We start from the raw sequence: 17914 nt of genomic DNA on the forward strand, positions 1-17914 counted from the left end.
CGCCGCGCTATCCTAGTGCAACCCTTACGAAAGGAACGCCATGCGACTGCCCATGAATACCTCGCTTGCCACGCTCAAGCCCTCCGGTATCCGCCGAATCAACGCGCTCGCCGCCCAGCACCCGGGGTGCATTGCGCTTGCGCTTGGCGAGCCCGATTTTCCCACGCCCGATGTGATTAGCGCCGAGGTGACCGCCGCACTGGACCGCGGTGACACGCACTATCCGCCCAACAACGGGCGCCCCGCCCTGTGTGAGGCGTTATCTGCCTACATGGGGGACGCGGGCCTTACGTTTTCCGCCGATGAGGTCATCCTGACCGACGGTGCGACCGAGGCACTGTCGGCAACATTCATGGCTATGCTCAACCCCGGCGACGAGGTCATCATCCCCACGCCTGCCTTTGGCCTGTACGAGAGCATCGTCGTGGCCAACCACGCCAAGGCGGTCTTTTTGGATACGGAGCCTGCGCAATTCCAGATTGACGAGGACGCACTTCGTGCTTGCGTGACGCCGGCGACCAAGGCCATCGTCATCTGCACGCCCAACAATCCTACGGGTTGCATCCTCAACGCGGCTTCGCTCGACGCCGTGGCGCGCGTGGCAGAGCAGGCGGGCATCTACGTGGTCTGCGACGACGTATACAACCGCCTGGTTTATGTGGATGGCTACGAGCGCTTTGCCCAGCGTCACCCGGAGCTGCGTGAACAGACGGTCATCATCGAGAGCTTCTCCAAGCCCTGGTCCATGACCGGCTGGCGCCTGGGCTGGCTCGCGGCAGCGGCACCCGTCATCGCCGAGATCGCCAAGGCTCACCAATACTTAGTATCGAGTGCCGTCTCCTTCGAAATGGACGCCGCAGCCCGAGCCCTGACCGTCGACCCAACCCCCATGCTCAAAGTCTACCGAGCCCGCCGCGAACGCGTACTCGCAGCCTTAGACGCCATGGGCCTCGACGTAGTAGAGCCCGCAGGAGCCTTCTACACTTTCCCGAGCATCAAAAAGTTCGGCCTAACCAGCGAAGCTTTCTGCATCAAAGCCATCAAAGAAGCAAACGTAGCCCTAGTCCCGGGCGACTGTTTCGGCACCGAAGGCCACATCCGCCTAAGCTACTGCGTCTCCGACCAAGATCTGGACGAAGGCCTCAGCCGCCTGTCCAACTTCGTTTCAACCCTGTAGCCCAACGGGACCCAAAATCATCAGCCCACCGACCCAAGCATTATGAGTGGGGCGCGTCGCTCAACGGACACGAGGATTCGCAGCAAAGGCAACGTAGCTCCGGCCGGGAGGGGCAGGGCGAGTTTTCCGTAGATTCCGCACGAGCCGAAGGCCACTTAATGTGGCCTTCGTGCGAGCCCAGGACTTGACCGAGCGGAAAACTCGCCCTGCCCCTCCCGGTCGGAGCGTATGCAGGGTTTGTGTACGAATCCTCGTGTCCGTTGACCGACGCCGGGGTCCCCGCCATAATACTTTCGGTTCACGCACGAATCCGCTGCCAGAGACAGCCGGCGCAAACGGGCCTTACCCGCGAGCTTAATGGGACTTCCCGCCAGCCGAGGTGGTCGAGTAGATATGTCTTCTCGCCCCCGTCGCTCATGCAGCGCGGGGGCTTTCTTTTTGGACATGCCCCCGTCACGTCCTTGTGGCGGACCGTGCCCGGAAAGAATTCGAGGAGGTGTAATTCATGCCCCAGCAGTACAAAATCGACAAGGTTGCAGAGATCGAGTCCCGTATCGCCGAGAACGCCGGTCTGTTCGTCGTCAACTACAACGGTCTGACGGTTAAGCAGGCTCAGGAGCTGCGTCATCAGCTTCGCGAGTGCGGCGCCGAGATGAAGGTCTACAAGAACAACCTGGTCAAGATCGCTCTCAAGAACCAGGAGCAGCCCGAGCTCGACGAGATTCTCGCCGGCCCCGTCGCTTATGTGTTCTACGAGTCCGAGCCGGTCGAGGCCGCTAAGGCCCTTAAGGACTTCTCCGCTAAGTCCAAGGGCGTCCTTGAGATCAAGGGCGGTATCTCCGACGGCAAGGCCGTTTCCGCTGATGATGTTAAGGCTATCGCCGAGCTGCCCACCAAGGATCAGCTTCTCGGCCAGATCGCCGGTCTCATCTCCGGTTTCGCTCGCGACATCGCTGTCTGCGTCAACGGCGTTTCCTCTGGTCTCGCTCGTTCGATCCAGCAGGTCTCCGAGCAGAAGGCAGCCTAGTCGCTGTTTTCACCCGCGGCGGCAACGCCGCACCCCTGGCGCATTCGCGCCGTGTTTTAACTGATCTCCGTGCATTCGCACGGAAACCGAAAGGACTTAGAAATGGCTAAGCTTACCACCGATGAGATCATCGATGCTCTTAAGGAAATGACCCTTCTCGAGGCTTCCGAGCTCGTTAAGGCTATCGAGGACACCTTCGGCGTTTCCGCCGCTGCTCCTGCCGCTGTTGTCGCCGCTCCCGCTGCTGGCGCTGCTGAGGCCGAGGAGAAGACCGAGTTTGACGTCGTGCTCGAGGGCTTCGGCGACAACAAGATCCAGGTCATCAAGGCCGTCCGTGAGCTCACCAACCTTGGCCTGAAGGAGGCCAAGGAGGTCGTCGAGGGCGCTCCTAAGGCTGTTCTCGAGGGTGCCAAGAAGGAGGACGCCGAGGCTGCCAAGGAGAAGCTCGAGGCTGCTGGCGCTGCTGTCACCCTCAAGTAATCAGGCTTTCTCGCCAGATTTCTTTGCAGACGGGGTTCGCATTGCGAGCCCCGTCTTTTTTGTTTTTCGGTCCCTCGACATCGGTTGCTCAAACTGCCATGTTCTGTAATTTGCGTCGTATCGGGCACCCTGCCGTTGGGCAATAAAATTGCACCATTCGAGCAATAATTTGCGTTGACCTGCTGAAGAATTGTCTCTGCCTTGTAGCGACATATAGTTCCAGCGGTAAGATGCTTGGGTATCGCAATTTGGTCTGCGGCCGCCGTGCCGCACGCACAGGGCGCTTTTGCGCCTGCGAAAGGATCTTTGAATAACATGAAGGCAATCATCCCCGCCGCCGGTCTTGGCACGCGTTTTCTGCCTGGCACCAAGTGCACGCCCAAAGAGATGCTGCCGGTGCTCGACAAGCCCGTCATTCAGTACGTCGTCGAGGAGGCGCTCGACCCCGAGGAAGTCGACGATGCTATCATCGTTACTTCTCCCGGTAAGCCCGAGCTACTGAACTACTTCCAGCCCGATCGCTCGCTCGAGAACCTGCTGCGCGAGCGCGGCAAGAACGCCTATGCCGACGCCGTCGCCCACGCTGGCGGTATGCCGGTCGACTTCCGTTATCAGTACGAGCCCAAGGGCCTCGGCCATGCTATTCGCTCTGCTGCCGACGCCGTGGCAGGGGAGAACTTCCTGGTTCTTCTGGGCGACTACGTTGTGCCTAATCGCGACATCTGCGACAAGATGCTCGCCGTTTCCAAGGAGCACGGTGGAGCTTCGGTTATCGCCGTCGCTGCTTGCTCGCCCGAGGAAGTCAGCCGCTACGGCGTTATCGCCGGCGAGCGCGTCGGTTCGCTCGAGGGCGCCGAGGACGTTGCCGATGCAGAGCCGGGCGCTGTCTGGCGTATCGGCGGTCTGGTCGAGAAACCCGCTCCCGAGGCGGCTCCGTCCAACCTGTACATCGTCGGTCGCTACCTGCTGAGCCCGCTGGTCATGGACCTGCTGGCAGATCAGCAGGCCGGCAAGGGCGGCGAGATCCAGCTCACCGACGCCATGGCCCGTTCGCTCGACCGTGAGGCCATGTATGCCGTCGTCATCGACCCGCTGTCGGGCTACGACACCGGCACTCCCTCTGGCTGGATGGCCACCAACGCCCTCATGGCTGCAAGCGATCCCCGCTTTGCCGATGCCTTCTGGGACGCCATCGACGAGCGCGGCGGATTGATGCGCAAGTAAGCCTTCGGGCATCGACATTTACGGGCGCGGACCTCGGTTCGCGCCCGTTTTTTATAAGAGCTGCGATTGCCGGCTCTCTGTTCACAGAAAATATATGAACAGATGTTCGATACACATACATCTACCTGCGTGTTTTCTGTCGAAAAACTTTGCTACTCCAAAAACTCAATCGCGTCAAGGCTTTTCTTGCCCAACGGTCGCTACCTGATAAACTATTAGGTTGCGATAACTGGCGAAGCTATGCCTCGCCAACCCACCGAGCATTTCCGTGAAGGAGGAAAAACCTGGTGACCTACGCATACACTGCCACTGAGCGCAAGCGCGTCAGCTTCGGGAAAATCCCGGAGGCCATGGAGCTCCCCAACCTTATCTCTGTTCAAAGGGAATCCTTTGAGCGTTTTAAGGACGAGGGCCTTCGTGAGGCGTTCAAGGAATCCAGCCCCATCCAGAGCCAGAACCATGTTCTCGAGGTTACCTTCGGCGAGCATCAGTTCGGCGACCCCGCGCACACCGTCGAGGAGTGCCGCGAGAAGGACATGACCTATCAGGCCCCGCTTCTGACCGACGTCCGTCTCACCAACAAGGAGACCGGCGAGATCAAGGAGCAGCTCGTCTTTATGGGCGACTTCCCCATGATGACCGATCAGGGCACCTTCATCATCAACGGTACCGAGCGTATCGTCGTCTCGCAGCTCGTCCGTTCCCCGGGTGTGTACTACAGCTCCGAGATGGATTCGGGCAAGCAGATCTACAAGGCCCAGATCATCCCGTCCCGCGGTGCCTGGCTTGAGTTTGAGGTCGACAAGCGCGACCAGCTCATGGTCTCCATCGACCGTAAGCGAAAGCAGAGCGCCACGATGTTCCTGCGCGCCCTTGGCATTGCCGTCACCAACGACGACATCATCGAGCTGCTCGGCAACTCCGATGTGATCAAGCGCACCCTGGAGCGCGACACCGCCCTCACCCGCGAGGATGCCCTTATCGAGATCTACCGTCGCCTGCGCCCGGGCGAGCCTCCCACCGTGGATGCTTCCCGCAGCCTGCTCGAGGGTCTGCTCTTCAACCCGCAGCGCTACGATCTGGCCCGCGTCGGTCGTTACAAGGTCAACAAGAAGCTTAACCTCACCACCGAGGAAGAGGTCACGGTGCTCACCGACGAGGATATCGTCGCGACGCTGCGCTACCTGCTGTCCCTCGCTGCCGGCGAGCAGGGCTTCAAGGTCGACGACATCGACCACTTTGGCAACCGCCGTATCCGCACCGTCGGCGAGCTCGTCGCCAACCAGTTCCGTATCGGCATGAGCCGTATGGAGCGCGTCGTCCGTGAGCGCATGAGCTCCCAGGACATCGACGAGATCACCCCGCAGTCGCTCATCAACATCCGCCCGATCGTGGCCTCCATCAAGGAGTTCTTCGGTTCCTCGCAGCTCTCGCAGTTCATGGACCAGGCGAACCCCCTGACCGGTCTGACCCACAAGCGTCGTCTGTCCGCACTCGGCCCTGGCGGTCTTGCCGGCCACAAGTCCGGCTCCAGCCGCCGCACCAACGTGCCGACGGCCGTCCGCGACGTTCACAACTCGCACTACAGCCGCATGTGCCCGATCGAGACCCCCGAAGGCCCCAACATCGGCCTGATCGGCTCGCTCGCCCTCTACGCCCGCGTCAACGAGTACGGCTTCATCGAGGCTCCGTTCCGTCGCGTCGAGAACGGCGTTGCTACCGACCAGATCGACTGGATGACCGCTGACGAGGAAGAGAAGCACGTCATCGCGCCGGCCAACACGCCGCTCGATCCCAAGACCAACGAGTTCATCACGACCGATGCCGAGGGCAAGATCGTCCGCCCGCACAGCGTGATCGCCCGTACCCGCGACTTCGACGGCTCCTTCGGCGCTCCCGCCGACGTGCCCGTCGAGGACGTCGACTACATGGACGTCTCGCCGCGTCAGATGCTCTCCGTCGCAGCCACGCTGATCCCGTTCCTCGAGCACGACGACGCCAAGCGTACGCTGATGGGCGCTAACATGCAGCGTCAGGCCGTGCCGCTGGTTCACCCTGCCGCTCCCTATGTCGGTACCGGCATGGAGCGTCGCGCCGCTCTGGACTCCGGCGAGGTCACCCTGGCCAAGAACGCCGGCGAGGTCATCTTTGCCGACGCCGCCAAGATTATCGTCAAGCATGCCGGCGGCATGGACGAGTATCACCTGGCCAAGTACCAGCGCTCCAACCAGTCCACCTGCATCAACCACCGTCCGCTCGTGCGCGTCGGTGACACCGTTGAGCAGGGCGAGCCTCTGGCCGACGGTCCTTCGACCGATCATGGCGAGCTCGCACTGGGTCAGAACCTCACCGTGGCATACATGCCGTGGGAAGGCTTCAACTACGAGGACGGTATCGTCGTGTCCGAGCGCCTGGTGGCCGAGGACCTGCTGACGACCATCAACATCACCCGTCACGAGATCGATGCCCGCGACACCAAGCTCGGCCCCGAGGAGATCACCCGCGAGATCCCGAACCTCTCTGAGGATATGCTTGCCAACCTCGACGAGGACGGCATTATCCGCATCGGCGCCGAGGTCGGCCCTGGCGACATCCTGGTCGGCAAGGTCACGCCTAAGGGCGAGAGCGCTCTGACCGCCGAGGAGCGCTTGCTGCGCGCCATCTTCGGTGCCAAGGCCCACGACGTCCGCGACACCTCCCTTAAGATGCCTCACGGCGCTTACGGTCGCGTCATCGACGTCGTCCGCTTTAGCCGCGAGAACGGCGACGATCTGGCCCCCGGCGTCAACGAGCAGGTGCGCGTCTACGTCGCCCAGCGTCGTAAGATCCAGCAGGGCGATAAGATCGCCGGCCGCCACGGCAACAAGGGTGTTATCTGTAACGTTCTGCCGGTCGAGGACATGCCCTACATGGCTGACGGTACCCCGATCGACGTTATCCTCAACCCGCTGGGCGTTCCTTCGCGTATGAACGTCGGCCAGCTGCTCGAGTGCCACCTTGGCTGGGCTGCTGCCTGCGGTTGGGATACCGAGCAGGCCGACTCCGACAAGTACGTCCCCGGTCCGTTCTTCACCGCCACGCCCGTCTTCGACGGCGCCAAGGAGGACGAGATCGCCGAGGTCATTCGTCGTGCCAACAAGAACATGCTCAACAAGGCCACCGCTGCCTTTGGCGATCACATGCGTCCCGAGTTCGTCACCCAGCTTGACGAGCGCGGCAAGACCCGTCTGTTCGACGGCCGCACCGGCGAGGAGTTCCGCGAGCCCATTACCGTGGGTACGTCCTACATCCTCAAGCTCGGCCACATGGTCGACGACAAGATCCACGCCCGTTCGACCGGCCCTTACAGCTTGGTTACCCAGCAGCCTCTGGGCGGCAAGGCCCAGTTCGGCGGCCAGCGCTTCGGCGAGATGGAAGTTTGGGCACTGTACGCATACGGTGCTTCCAACGTCCTGCAGGAGATCCTGACCGTCAAGTCCGACGATACCGTGGGCCGCGTCAAGACCTACGAGTCCATCGTCAAGGGCGAGAACGTCCCGGTTCCGGGTATCCCCGAGTCCTTCAAGGTTCTCGTCAAGGAGATCCGTTCCCTCGCGCTGGACATCGAGCCCATGCACGATGCTGACGAGGACGCCTCCGCCCCTGTGACCGCCGAGGAGACCTCTGCTCTCGACGACCTGGCTGCGCTCGCCGGCGTTGACGCCGACGTCGAGGCCCAGGATGCCGAGACCGCCGAGGCACCCGAGGCTGTCGCCGCCACGACCACTGATAAGGAGTAGTTGACTGTGGCAGATTTCGAAGCTACTGATTTTGACTCGGTAAAGATCTCCCTTGCCTCCGCCGACCAGATCCGTTCCTGGTCGCACGGTGAGGTCAAGAAGCCGGAGACCATCAATTACCGTACCCTCAAGCCCGAGAAGGACGGCCTGTTCTGCGAGAAGATCTTCGGTCCCGCCAAGGACTGGGAGTGCTCCTGCGGCAAGTACAAGGGCATCCGCTTTAAGGGCATCGTCTGCGAGCGCTGCGGCGTCGAGGTCACCTCGGCCAAGGTGCGTCGCGACCGCATGGGCCACATCGAGCTCGCCGCTCCCGTGTCCCACATCTGGTACTTCAAGAGCCCCACGAGCTTCCCGATGAGCCGTATGCTCGACATCAAGTCCAAGGACCTCGAGAAGGTTCTGTACTTTGCCAGCTACATCATCACCGAGGTCGACTACGAGGCTCGCGAGGCGGACGCCGACGACCTGCGCGAGGAGCTCGCCGCCGATCTGGAAGAGATCGATGCCGAGTGCGCCCGCCAGATCGAGTCCCTCAAGGAGCAGGGCAACCCCGAGAACTTTGACGAGTTCTCCGACGAGGAGCCGCTGACTCCCGAGGAGATCGCCTCTGGCATCGTCGACATCGAGGAAGAGTGCAAGGACGAGAAGCAGCTCCGCACGGACGCCTTCAACGCCTTCATGAAGCTCAGCGAGCGCGACCTCATTTCCGATGAGCCGCTGTTCCGCGAGATGACTCGCTACTACTCCATGTACTTCAAGGGTGGCATGGGTGCCGAGGCCGTCCGCGACCTGCTCGCTGCCATCGACCTTCCTTCCGAGGCCGAGAAGCTCAAGGCCATCATCGCCGACGAGGACTCCCAGAAGCAGAAGCGCGAGAAGGCCGTCAAGCGCCTCGAGGTCGTTGACGCCTTCCTGAAGGGCGGCAACAGCCCCGCGAACATGATTCTGGATGTCATCCCGGTCATTCCGCCCGATCTGCGCCCGATGGTCCAGCTCGACGGCGGCCGCTTCGCCGCGTCCGACCTCAACGACCTGTATCGTCGCGTGATCAACCGTAACAACCGACTCAAGCGCCTGCTCGACCTGGACGCCCCTGCGATCATCGTGAACAACGAGAAGCGCATGCTCCAGGAGTCCGTGGACGCCCTGTTCGACAACGGCCGTCGTGGTCGCCCGGTCTCTGGCCGTGGCGGTCGCCCGCTCAAGTCGCTCGCCGAGGCCCTCAAGGGCAAGCAGGGTCGTTTCCGTCAGAACCTGCTGGGCAAGCGTGTCGACTACTCCGGCCGTTCGGTCATCGTTACCGACCCCAAGCTGCTGCTGCACCAGTGCGGTCTGCCCAAGACCATGGCGTTGGAGCTCTTCAAGCCCTTCGTCATGAAGCGCCTGGTCGAGCTTGGCAAGGTCGAGAACATCAAGGGCGCCAAGCGCGCTATCGACCGCGGTGCCACCTTTGTGTGGGATATCCTCGAAGAGGTCATCGACGGCCGCGTCGTGCTGCTCAACCGTGCACCGACCCTGCACCGTCTGTCCATCCAGGCCTTTGAGCCGGTGCTGGTCGAGGGCAAGGCTATCCACCTGCACCCGCTGGTCTGCTCGCCCTTCAACGCCGACTTCGACGGCGACCAGATGTCTGTCCACGTGCCGCTGTCCAGCCAGGCTCAGGCCGAGGCCCGCGTGCTCATGCTCTCTGCGAACAACCTGCGCTCGCCGGCATCCGGCAAGCCGGTCAACATCCCTTCGCAGGACATGATCATCGGTGTGTACTACCTCACCCAGGTTCGCGAGGGTCTGCCGGGCGAGAACCACGTGTTCGCCAGCTTCGACGACGCGCTGCACGCCTATGACTGCCGCTCCGAGGTCGACATGCAGGCCAAGATCCAGGTCCGCGTGTCCGCTGCCGATGCCAACGTGATCAACGAGGACGGCACCCGTATCTTCCGCGTCAAGAACGGCAAGAACGAGTTTGTCGACTACGACGTCACCGGCAACAAGACCGCGCGCTTCGAGACCTCTATCGGCCGCATCATCTTCAACCGCCAGTGCCTGCCCGAAGACTATGAGTTCATGAACTACAAGATGGTCAAGGGCGACGTGGCCAAGCTGGTTGCGGACTGCTGCGATCGTTACCCCGAGGCCAAGGTCGGTCCGATCCTCGACGCCATCAAGTACTCCGGCTTCCATTACGCTACCCGCGCCGGCCTTACCATCTCGGTGTGGGACGCTCTCATCCCTGCCGAGAAGCAGGAGCTGCTCGATCGCGCCCAGGCCAACGTCGACCAGATCAACGAGTACTTCGAGGAGGGCTTCATCAACGAGACGGAGCGCCACATCGAAGTCGTTAACGAGTGGACCGCTTGTACCGACAAGGTCGCAGCGCTCATGCTCGACATGTTCGACGAGGAGAACCCGCTCTACATGATGGCCGACTCCGGCGCCCGTGGTTCTAAGACCCAGCTGCGTCAGCTCGGCGGCATGCGTGGCCTGATGGCAGACATGTCCGGCGAGACGATCGACCTTCCCATTAAGGCGAACTTCCGCGAGGGCCTGCTGCCGCTCGAGTACTTCATTTCGACCTACGGCGCCCGTAAGGGCCTGGTCGATACCGCATCCCACACCTCGGACTCTGGTTACCTGACCCGTCGTCTGGTCGACGTGGCCCAGGACGTCATCGTCCGCGAGGAGGACTGCGGTACGCACGAGGGCGTCACCTACAACCTCATCATCCCCGGCACCACCGACCTCAACACCGACCTCGTCGGCCGTTGCTTCATTGAGGACGTCGTGGCTCCCGATGGCACCGTGCTCTTTGAGCAGGACGGCTACATCGAGAAGGTCGCCGACATCCAGAAGATGGTCGATGCCGGCCTTAAGAAGGTCAAGCTTCGCGCGCTGCTCACCTGCCGTTCCAAGTACGGCGTGTGCCAGAAGTGCTACGGCTGGGATCTTTCCACCCGTCGTCCGGTCGCCATCGGTACCGCGGTCGGCATTATTGCCGCCCAGTCCATCGGCGAGCCCGGTACGCAGCTTACGATGCGTACCATTCACTCCGGCGGCGTCGCTGGCGTCGACGATATTACGCAGGGTCTGCCTACGGTCAGCCGTATGTTCGATATCGTCGGCAACGTCAACGAGAAGATCCTGGGTCGCGAGGCCGAGCTGGCTCCGTACTCCGGCCACCTCTCGATTAAGCCCGAGAAGTCCGAGTACGTGCTGACGCTCACCGACTCCGAGGATCACACCCGTGTCCTCGACGAGCGTCGCGTCCCCGCTTCGGTGCGCTTTATGCCCGAGATCGAGGACGGCTGCGAGGTTCGCGCCGGCGACCAGATCACCAAGGGCTTCGTCAACTTCCGCAACCTGCGCAAGCTGACCGATATCGAGTCGACGATGCACACCTTCGTCGAGAGCGTCAAGGACGTCTACACCAGCCAGGGCGTTGACCTGAACGACAAGCACATCGAGGTGCTCGCACGTCAGATGCTGCGTCGCGTTCAGATCACCAACCCCGGCGACTCCAAGTACCTGCTCGGTCAGTACGTCGACCGCTACGAGTTCGCCGACGAGGTCGAGCGCGTTGCCCGTCTGGGCGGTCAGGCTCCCGTGGCCGAGCCCGTCATCCTGGGTACGCTCAAGGTCGCGTCCAACATCGACTCCTGGCTGTCGAGCGCTTCGTTCATCCGTACCGCCGGCGTCCTTACCGAGGCTGCCATCGAGGGCAAGGTCGACCACCTGCTCGACCTTAAGTCCAACGTCATCGTCGGTAAGAAGATCCCGGCTGGTACCGGCCTCAAGCCGTACGCCAACGCCAAGCTGACGTATCGCACGGCCGACGGCTACGTGGACATCGACGGCCCGGCTTCGCCCAACGCCAAGTCGCTGCCCGAGTGGGCTCCTGTGGAGCTCAAGGACCTGGACGAGCAGCTCCCGCAGCAGCTCGACTGGGCCGGCTACGACGAGTTCGGTGGTGCTGACGGTTCGTTCACCCGCAACGGCCACACCATCTCCGCCGAGAAGGCTCGCCTGTACCTGTTCGACGACCTGGGCGTGTCGCAGCGCTGGACCAACAAGTTCAGCGACGTCGGCATCGAGACGGTCGGCGACCTGGTCGGCAAGTCCGAGGAGGATCTGCTGCGCATCGATGGCATCGGTGCCAAGGCGATCGAGGAGCTCCGTGACGGTCTGGAGGCCCACGACCTGCTCTACATCCTCGAGAACAACGACGACGTTGCCGACGAGGAAGACCTCTCGCAGCTGCTGCAGATGGTCTTTAGCCCCGACGGTCCGGACGACATCCTGCTGGGCACCTCCGCTGCGCCGACGCATCACGCCGACGCCGACGAGGAGCTCCTGGGCGCCCCGATCGACGACAAGAAGGCTCCCGCCAACGGTGCCATCAACGAGGACATGGCTTCCCTCGACGAGCTGCTCAACCAGCTCGTGGACACCGACGACGCCGAAGAGGCCAAGGACAACGACGAGGAGTAACTAGTTCCGCCGTTCTAACGAACGGCGGCGATCTCCGTCGCTGCGCGGCCCCCAGAGCTACAATCTGTCATTCAAAAGGCAGGGCATGACCAAAAGGTCAATGCCCTGCCTTTTTCATGCCACCTTGTACGCTCTGGGGGCCGCTCGCTTGCGTATGCTCAACCTGTTGCGTTCCGTCGCTCCCTTGCCAATAAGGGGCAGGGTTTTTTTGGTAGGTTATTCCTGCTTGAATTTGAAACATTTCGTTCGGTCAAAGCGTATCTATGGTGAGGGCCTCAGCAAGAAACATCAGCATCACCGGGAGGTGATTATGGAAGAACAAGCATTTAGACAGGCGGTCGAAGATCACCGGGATGTCGTGTTTCGGATCGCATTGACGTACCTACGCGATCGTGCCGATGCCGACGATGTTGCCCAAGATGTCTTTCTTAAGTTGCTCAAAAGCGATGGACACTTTGAAAGTTGGGAGCATCTTCGTCGCTGGCTTATTCGGGTCACGATCAATGAATGCAAATCGCTCTTTCGAAAGCCATGGAGGCGCATAGAGGATATTGAGAACTTGGCCGATTCACTCTCGGCAGCGCAGGATGAGACCAAGGTGGTCCTGTCAGACGTTATGCGACTTCCGGAACGATTCCGTGTTCCCATCGTGCTCTATTACTATCTAGGCTTTTCGACCTCAGAGATTGCCGAGTTGTTGCATGTACCAGCCGCGACCGTTCGAACGCGTTTAGCTCGCGGTCGATCGAAGCTCAAATTCATCCTAGAGGAGGGCGACCGTGAAATCCAATCAAATCAAGCAGGCCTTCGAGTCCATCCAAGCCGATAGCAATCTTGCAGATCGCGTCCTTAATACCGCTGCGGGTGAGCCGCTTCATCGAAAGGGCCACGCGAAGCCTCTCTATGTTGCCGTAATCGGATGTCTTGTCGGAGTGCTGGCGACCGGAGGGGTCGCCTACGCCGTCGTCAATTCCAGATATTTTGCCTCAGCCTGGGGAAACCACGGCAACGGGGATTCCATTACCTGGACCAACGGTGGCTCATCGGGGACTAAATACACCTACACCAGAGAGTTTGGTGATGGCATCGCGCCCCAAAGCCTGGAGGGTGCAGTTCAGAAAGTTAATCTGTCCGTCGAGGGTAACGGCTATACGCTCGATATCCATGAGATGGCTATTGACCAAAACGGCTGCGGCGCCGTGACGTTTACGTTGTCAAATCCAAATGGAGTTAACTACTACAAGCCAGCAGCAGAGACAGGCGAACTTGTTCTTTATGGTAAAGAAGAACAAGGCATCGGCACGCCAAGCATGAACTTCGGCGAGGAATGGGCTGACACACGCTGCACAATTGATAAGGACACATCAAGCGACACGGTCATTAACGGCACGATGTACTTTGCCTCGTGGGATCGCGAGCGAGATTTGGGACATGCGGTCACCTGGAATATCAGCTGGACGGAGGGCAAAGGTGAGGATGCGAAGGTGATCGAGGTATCGACGCCAGAGTTTAACGTCGGAGCGCACGTCGATACAAAGGAACTCCGCTCCGATGACTCGCCTCTCGAGATCAGTCCGTTTTCCATCCAGACGCATATCGATGATCTGGGCTATGAAGCAGTTGATCATAAACTGACCGTCACCTACAAGGATGGATCGGAGCAGATTATCGAAGATGACGACGCAGGGGTGTTCAACTTCTATGTTTCGCTGGCACGCAATAGCGGAGAGAACAACTGGGTGCCAACGAAGTTGATTGATGTCGACCAAGTGGTCTCGGTAACCCTTGAGGGCACGAGATACACATCAGCAGGAGAGACCGAAACAGAAGTACCCTTTGCCATCGTCTATTCGTAAGATTTGGGGCCGCTTCCTACTAGGGGAAGCGGCCTCTTTTGCGGTAAATGGGCGGTTAAAGCGAGCGGTATTCGTCTGAATTTCGGAAGTATGCGGCAAAATCTTGATAGGCCGCCCGGGCCGGGGATCCACCACCGCGCACAGGAGGGGATTCCATTTGTGTAGGCTTTGCGGAAATATGCTTATTTTAGGATACGCCCGGCGGCGTGGTCTGTTGACGGCACAGCTAACGCCACGTATCCTATCGAACTGCGTGTTTCGTAGGGGGATGCTGACCCCTCGATTCAAGCCGTTGCACTTTACAGAAAGCTGGAATCATTCGAGAAGGAGTACGCTTTGCCTACTATTAACCAGCTGGTTCGCCAGGGCCGTCGTTCCGTGCCCAAGAAGTCCAAGAACGCTGCTCTGCAGCACAACTCCCAGAAGCGCGGCGTGTGCACCCGCGTCTTCACCACGAGCCCCAAGAAGCCGAACTCGGCTCTTCGTAAGGTTGCCCGTGTTCGCCTCGTCAACGGCATCGAAGTTACTGCTTACATCCCGGGTGAGGGCCACAACCTGCAGGAGCACTCTATCGTGCTCGTCCGCGGCGGTCGTGTCCGTGACCTCCCTGGTGTCCGTTATCACGTCATCCGTGGCGCCTACGACGCTGCTCCGGTCCAGAACCGTATGCAGGCCCGTTCCAAGTACGGTGCTAAGCGCCCTAAGGCTAAATAAGCCAGATAACGTTTTGATACTTTCGCCGTGTGCCGCCTAAGCGCCGCACGGTAGACACTTAAGGAGATTTCACATGCCGCGTCGTGCAGCAGCTAATCGTCGTGAGGTTCAGCCTGACGCCGTTTACAACAACCGCCTGGTGACTCAGCTCATCAACAAGGTCCTTCTTGACGGCAAGAAGGCCACCGCTGAGCGCATCGTTTACACCGCTTTCGAGATCGTTGCCGAGAAGTCCGAGGGTGGCGACGCTCTCGCTACCTTCAAGAAGGCTATGGACAACGTCAAGCCCACGCTCGAGGTTAAGCCCAAGCGTGTCGGTGGCGCTACCTATCAGGTCCCGATGGAGGTCAACTCCCGTCGTTCCACCGCTCTGGGTATCCGCTGGATCGTCAACTTCTCCCGCGCTCGCAAGGAGAAGACCATGGCCGAGCGTCTCGCCAACGAGATCCTCGACGCTTCCAACGGCCTGGGCGCTTCCGTCAAGAAGCGTGAGGACGTCTTCAAGATGGCCGAGGCCAACCGCGCGTTCTCTCACTATCGTTGGTAAGTTTAAGGTAAGGAACTAACATGGCTAAGCCTAAGTACAAGCTTTCCGATACCCGTAACATCGGCATCATGGCCCACATCGATGCCGGTAAGACCACCACGACCGAGCGTATTCTTTACTACACCGGTAAGACCCACAAGATCGGTGAGGTCCATGAGGGCGCTGCCACCATGGACTGGATGGTTCAGGAGCAGGAGCGCGGCGTAACCATTACCTCCGCTGCTACCACGTGCTTCTGGAAGAAGGACGGTACCGACTACCGCATCCAGATCATCGACACCCCGGGCCACGTTGACTTCACCGCCGAGGTCGAGCGCTGCCTGCGCGTCCTCGATGGCGCTGTCGCCGTCTTCGACGCCGTTGCCGGCGTTCAGCCCCAGTCTGAGACCGTTTGGCGTCAGGCTTCTACCTTCAACGTCCCCCGCATCGCCTTCATCAACAAGTATGACCGCGTGGGCGCAGACTTCTTCAACGCTATCGAGACCATGAAGGATCGTCTCGACGCCAACGCCGTGGCCGCTCAGGTCCCGATGGGCGCCGAGGACAACTTCTGGGGCGTCATCGACCTCGTCACCATGACTGCTTGGGACTTCAAGGCCGACGACAAGGGCATGACCTACCCCGAGCCGATGGACGAGATCCCGGCTGAGTTTGCTGACATCGCTGCCACCAAGCGCGAGGAGCTCCTCGACGCTGCTGCCAGCTTTGACGACGAGCTCATGGAGAAGATCCTCATGGAGGAGGACTTCACCGTCGAGGAGCTCAAGGCTGCCCTGCGTAAGGGCGTTCTGGCCAACGAGCTCAACCTCGTCTTCGTGGGCTCCGCCTACAAGAACAAGGGCGTTCAGGAGCTGCTCGACGCTGTCGTCGACTACCTGCCCAGCCCGCTCGACGTTGAGGCCGTCACCGGTACCGATCCGGATACCGGCGAGGAGATCCAGCGTCATCCTTCCTTCGACGAGCCTTTCTCCGGCCTGGTCTTCAAGATCATGACCGACCCGTTCGTCGGTAAGCTCACCTACGTCCGCGTTTACTCCGGCCGCGCCGAGTCCGGCTCCTACGTGGTCAACGCTTCCAACGGTCAGCGCGAGCGCCTCGGCCGCATCCTCGAGATGAACGCCGCCGAGCGTATCGACCGTGACGACGCTGCCGCCGGCGACATCGTCGCTTGCGTCGGCTTCAAGAACTCCACCACCGGTGACACCCTGTGCGCCGAGGGCAAGGAGATCGTCCTCGAGAAGATCGAGTTCGCTAAGCCCGTTATCGACGTTGCCATCGAGCCCAAGACCAAGGCCGAGCAGGACAAGATGTCCCTGGCTCTGACCAAGCTCGCCGAGGAGGACCCGACCTTCCAGGTGTCCACCAACCACGAGACCGGCCAGACCATCATCGCCGGCATGGGCGAGCTGCACCTCGAGATCATCGTCGACCGTCTGCTCCGCGAGTTCAAGGTTGACGCTAACGTTGGTAAGCCCCAGGTTGCCTACCGCGAGACCGCTGGTCACGACGTCGAGAAGGCTGAGGGCAAGTTCGTCCGTCAGTCCGGCGGTCGCGGTCAGTACGGTCACGCCGTCATCAAGCTCGAGAAGATGGAGGAGGGCTTCGGCTACGAGTTCGTCAACGCTATCGTCGGCGGCGTCGTGCCTAAGGAGTACATCCCGTCCATCGACAAGGGCATCCAGGAGGCCCTGAACACCGGTGTTATCGCCGGCTTCCCGGTCCTCGACGTTAAGGTCACCCTGTTCGACGGTTCTTACCACGAGGTCGACTCCTCTGAGGCCGCCTTCAAGATCGCCGGTTCCATGGCTATCAAGGACGCCCTCAAGAAGTCCGATCCGCAGCTGCTCGAGCCGATCATGGCTGTCGAGGTCGAGACCCCCGAGCAGTACATGGGCGACGTTATGGGCAACCTCTCCGGTCGCCGCGGCAAGATCGAGGGCATGGAGGATCGCAAAAACAGCAAGCTCATCCGTGCCAAGGTGCCGCTGGGCGAGATGTTCGGTTACGCTACCGACCTTCGCTCCCAGACCCAGGGCCGTGCATCCTACACGATGCAGTTCGACTCTTATGAGCCCGCGCCCAAGTCCATCGTGGACGAGGTCATGAGCAAGAACGCCTAAGTTCGAGCTCCCTGTTACGTAATCCGCGAGAACATCTCTCGCACTCTTTGGAGGTTTAAGTTGGCTACCCAGAAGATCCGCATTCGCCTCAAGGGCTATGATCACGAGGTCGTCGATCAGTCCGCGAAGCTCATCGTCGAGACCGCTCAGAAGACCGGCGCTCGCGTTTCCGGTCCTGTCCCCCTGCCCACCGAGCGCAACCTGTACACGGTTATCCGCTCGCCGCACGTGAACAAGGACTCCCGTGAGCAGTTCGAGATGCGCACTCACAAGCGCCTCATCGACATCCTCGACCCCACCTCGGGCACCGTTGATTCGCTCATGCGTCTCGACCTCCCCGCTGGCGTCGACATCGACATCAAGCTCTAAGCGATATCGCTCATAGCTTAAAGGGCCCCGCTGCCGTTACGGTAGCGGGGCCCTTTTGTTTTAAGACTTTAGTCTGCTGGCCGCGCAGCGGCCAGCTTTAAACCACCCGCTACGCGGGTGGAGACAAACGGCTTTA

The 17914-nt window shown here is 60.7% G+C and carries 12 protein-coding genes; all 12 read left to right on the forward strand.

What is annotated here, in order from left to right:
• Window positions 1-40: 40 nt before the first annotated feature.
• Window positions 41-1177: a pyridoxal phosphate-dependent aminotransferase gene (locus AB5767_RS05920; RefSeq protein WP_368132134.1), complete on the forward strand. Its 1137-nt coding sequence runs from the start codon at window positions 41-43 to the stop codon at window positions 1175-1177.
• Window positions 1178-1682: 505 nt separating this feature from the next.
• Window positions 1683-2204 (forward strand): 50S ribosomal protein L10, encoded by a 522-nt coding sequence (gene rplJ / locus AB5767_RS05925; protein WP_006235004.1) that lies wholly within the window; start codon window positions 1683-1685, stop codon window positions 2202-2204.
• A gap of 102 nt (window positions 2205-2306) precedes the next feature.
• Window positions 2307-2684, forward strand: a complete 378-nt coding sequence (gene rplL / locus AB5767_RS05930) for a 50S ribosomal protein L7/L12 (RefSeq protein ID WP_006235005.1) — start codon at window positions 2307-2309, stop codon at window positions 2682-2684.
• A 315-nt stretch (window positions 2685-2999) separates the two neighbouring features.
• Window positions 3000-3908 (forward strand): UTP--glucose-1-phosphate uridylyltransferase, encoded by a 909-nt coding sequence (locus tag AB5767_RS05935; protein WP_055250255.1) that lies wholly within the window; start codon window positions 3000-3002, stop codon window positions 3906-3908.
• Between the two features lie 287 nt (window positions 3909-4195).
• Window positions 4196-7687, forward strand: a complete 3492-nt coding sequence (rpoB, locus tag AB5767_RS05940) for a DNA-directed RNA polymerase subunit beta (RefSeq protein WP_271745422.1) — start codon at window positions 4196-4198, stop codon at window positions 7685-7687.
• Between the two features lie 6 nt (window positions 7688-7693).
• Window positions 7694-12172 carry a DNA-directed RNA polymerase subunit beta' gene (locus AB5767_RS05945; RefSeq protein ID WP_368132848.1) on the forward strand — a complete coding sequence of 1493 codons (4479 nt, stop codon included), beginning with the start codon at window positions 7694-7696 and terminating at the stop codon, window positions 12170-12172.
• A gap of 310 nt (window positions 12173-12482) precedes the next feature.
• Window positions 12483-13001 (forward strand): RNA polymerase sigma factor, encoded by a 519-nt coding sequence (locus tag AB5767_RS05950; protein WP_368132847.1) that lies wholly within the window; start codon window positions 12483-12485, stop codon window positions 12999-13001.
• Window positions 12952-14028, forward strand: coding sequence for a DUF4179 domain-containing protein (locus AB5767_RS05955; RefSeq protein ID WP_368132572.1), 1077 nt, complete (start codon window positions 12952-12954; stop codon window positions 14026-14028). Before AB5767_RS05950 ends, AB5767_RS05955 begins: the two co-directional genes overlap by 50 nt.
• 336 nt (window positions 14029-14364) lie before the next feature.
• Window positions 14365-14742: a 30S ribosomal protein S12 gene (gene rpsL / locus AB5767_RS05960; protein WP_006235012.1), complete on the forward strand. Its 378-nt coding sequence runs from the start codon at window positions 14365-14367 to the stop codon at window positions 14740-14742.
• 73 nt (window positions 14743-14815) lie between these two features.
• Window positions 14816-15289, forward strand: a complete 474-nt coding sequence (gene rpsG / locus AB5767_RS05965; protein ID WP_006235013.1) for a 30S ribosomal protein S7 — start codon at window positions 14816-14818, stop codon at window positions 15287-15289.
• A gap of 20 nt (window positions 15290-15309) precedes the next feature.
• Window positions 15310-17409, forward strand: a complete 2100-nt coding sequence (fusA, locus tag AB5767_RS05970) for an elongation factor G (RefSeq protein ID WP_316367013.1) — start codon at window positions 15310-15312, stop codon at window positions 17407-17409.
• A 60-nt stretch (window positions 17410-17469) separates the two neighbouring features.
• Window positions 17470-17778 carry a 30S ribosomal protein S10 gene (gene rpsJ / locus AB5767_RS05975; protein WP_022094184.1) on the forward strand — a complete coding sequence of 103 codons (309 nt, stop codon included), beginning with the start codon at window positions 17470-17472 and terminating at the stop codon, window positions 17776-17778.
• Window positions 17779-17914 lie beyond the last annotated feature (136 nt).

Origin of the sequence: Collinsella aerofaciens, assembly GCF_040926265.1 — a bacterium.
GTDB classification, from domain to species: Bacteria; Actinomycetota; Coriobacteriia; order Coriobacteriales; family Coriobacteriaceae; genus Collinsella; species Collinsella aerofaciens_BB.

Bases quoted from the DNA above. Each gene is read 5' to 3' on its own strand.
- AB5767_RS05950 (WP_368132847.1), top strand. From the start codon at position 12,483: ATGGAAGAACAAGCATTTAGACAGGCGGTCGAAGATCACCGGGATGTC.
- rplL (WP_006235005.1), top strand. From the start codon at position 2,307: ATGGCTAAGCTTACCACCGATGAGATCATCGATGCTCTTAAGGAAATG.
- fusA (WP_316367013.1), top strand. From the start codon at position 15,310: ATGGCTAAGCCTAAGTACAAGCTTTCCGATACCCGTAACATCGGCATC.
- AB5767_RS05935 (WP_055250255.1), top strand. From the start codon at position 3,000: ATGAAGGCAATCATCCCCGCCGCCGGTCTTGGCACGCGTTTTCTGCCT.
- rpsG (WP_006235013.1), top strand. From the start codon at position 14,816: ATGCCGCGTCGTGCAGCAGCTAATCGTCGTGAGGTTCAGCCTGACGCC.
- rplJ (WP_006235004.1), top strand. From the start codon at position 1,683: ATGCCCCAGCAGTACAAAATCGACAAGGTTGCAGAGATCGAGTCCCGT.
- AB5767_RS05920 (WP_368132134.1), top strand. From the start codon at position 41: ATGCGACTGCCCATGAATACCTCGCTTGCCACGCTCAAGCCCTCCGGT.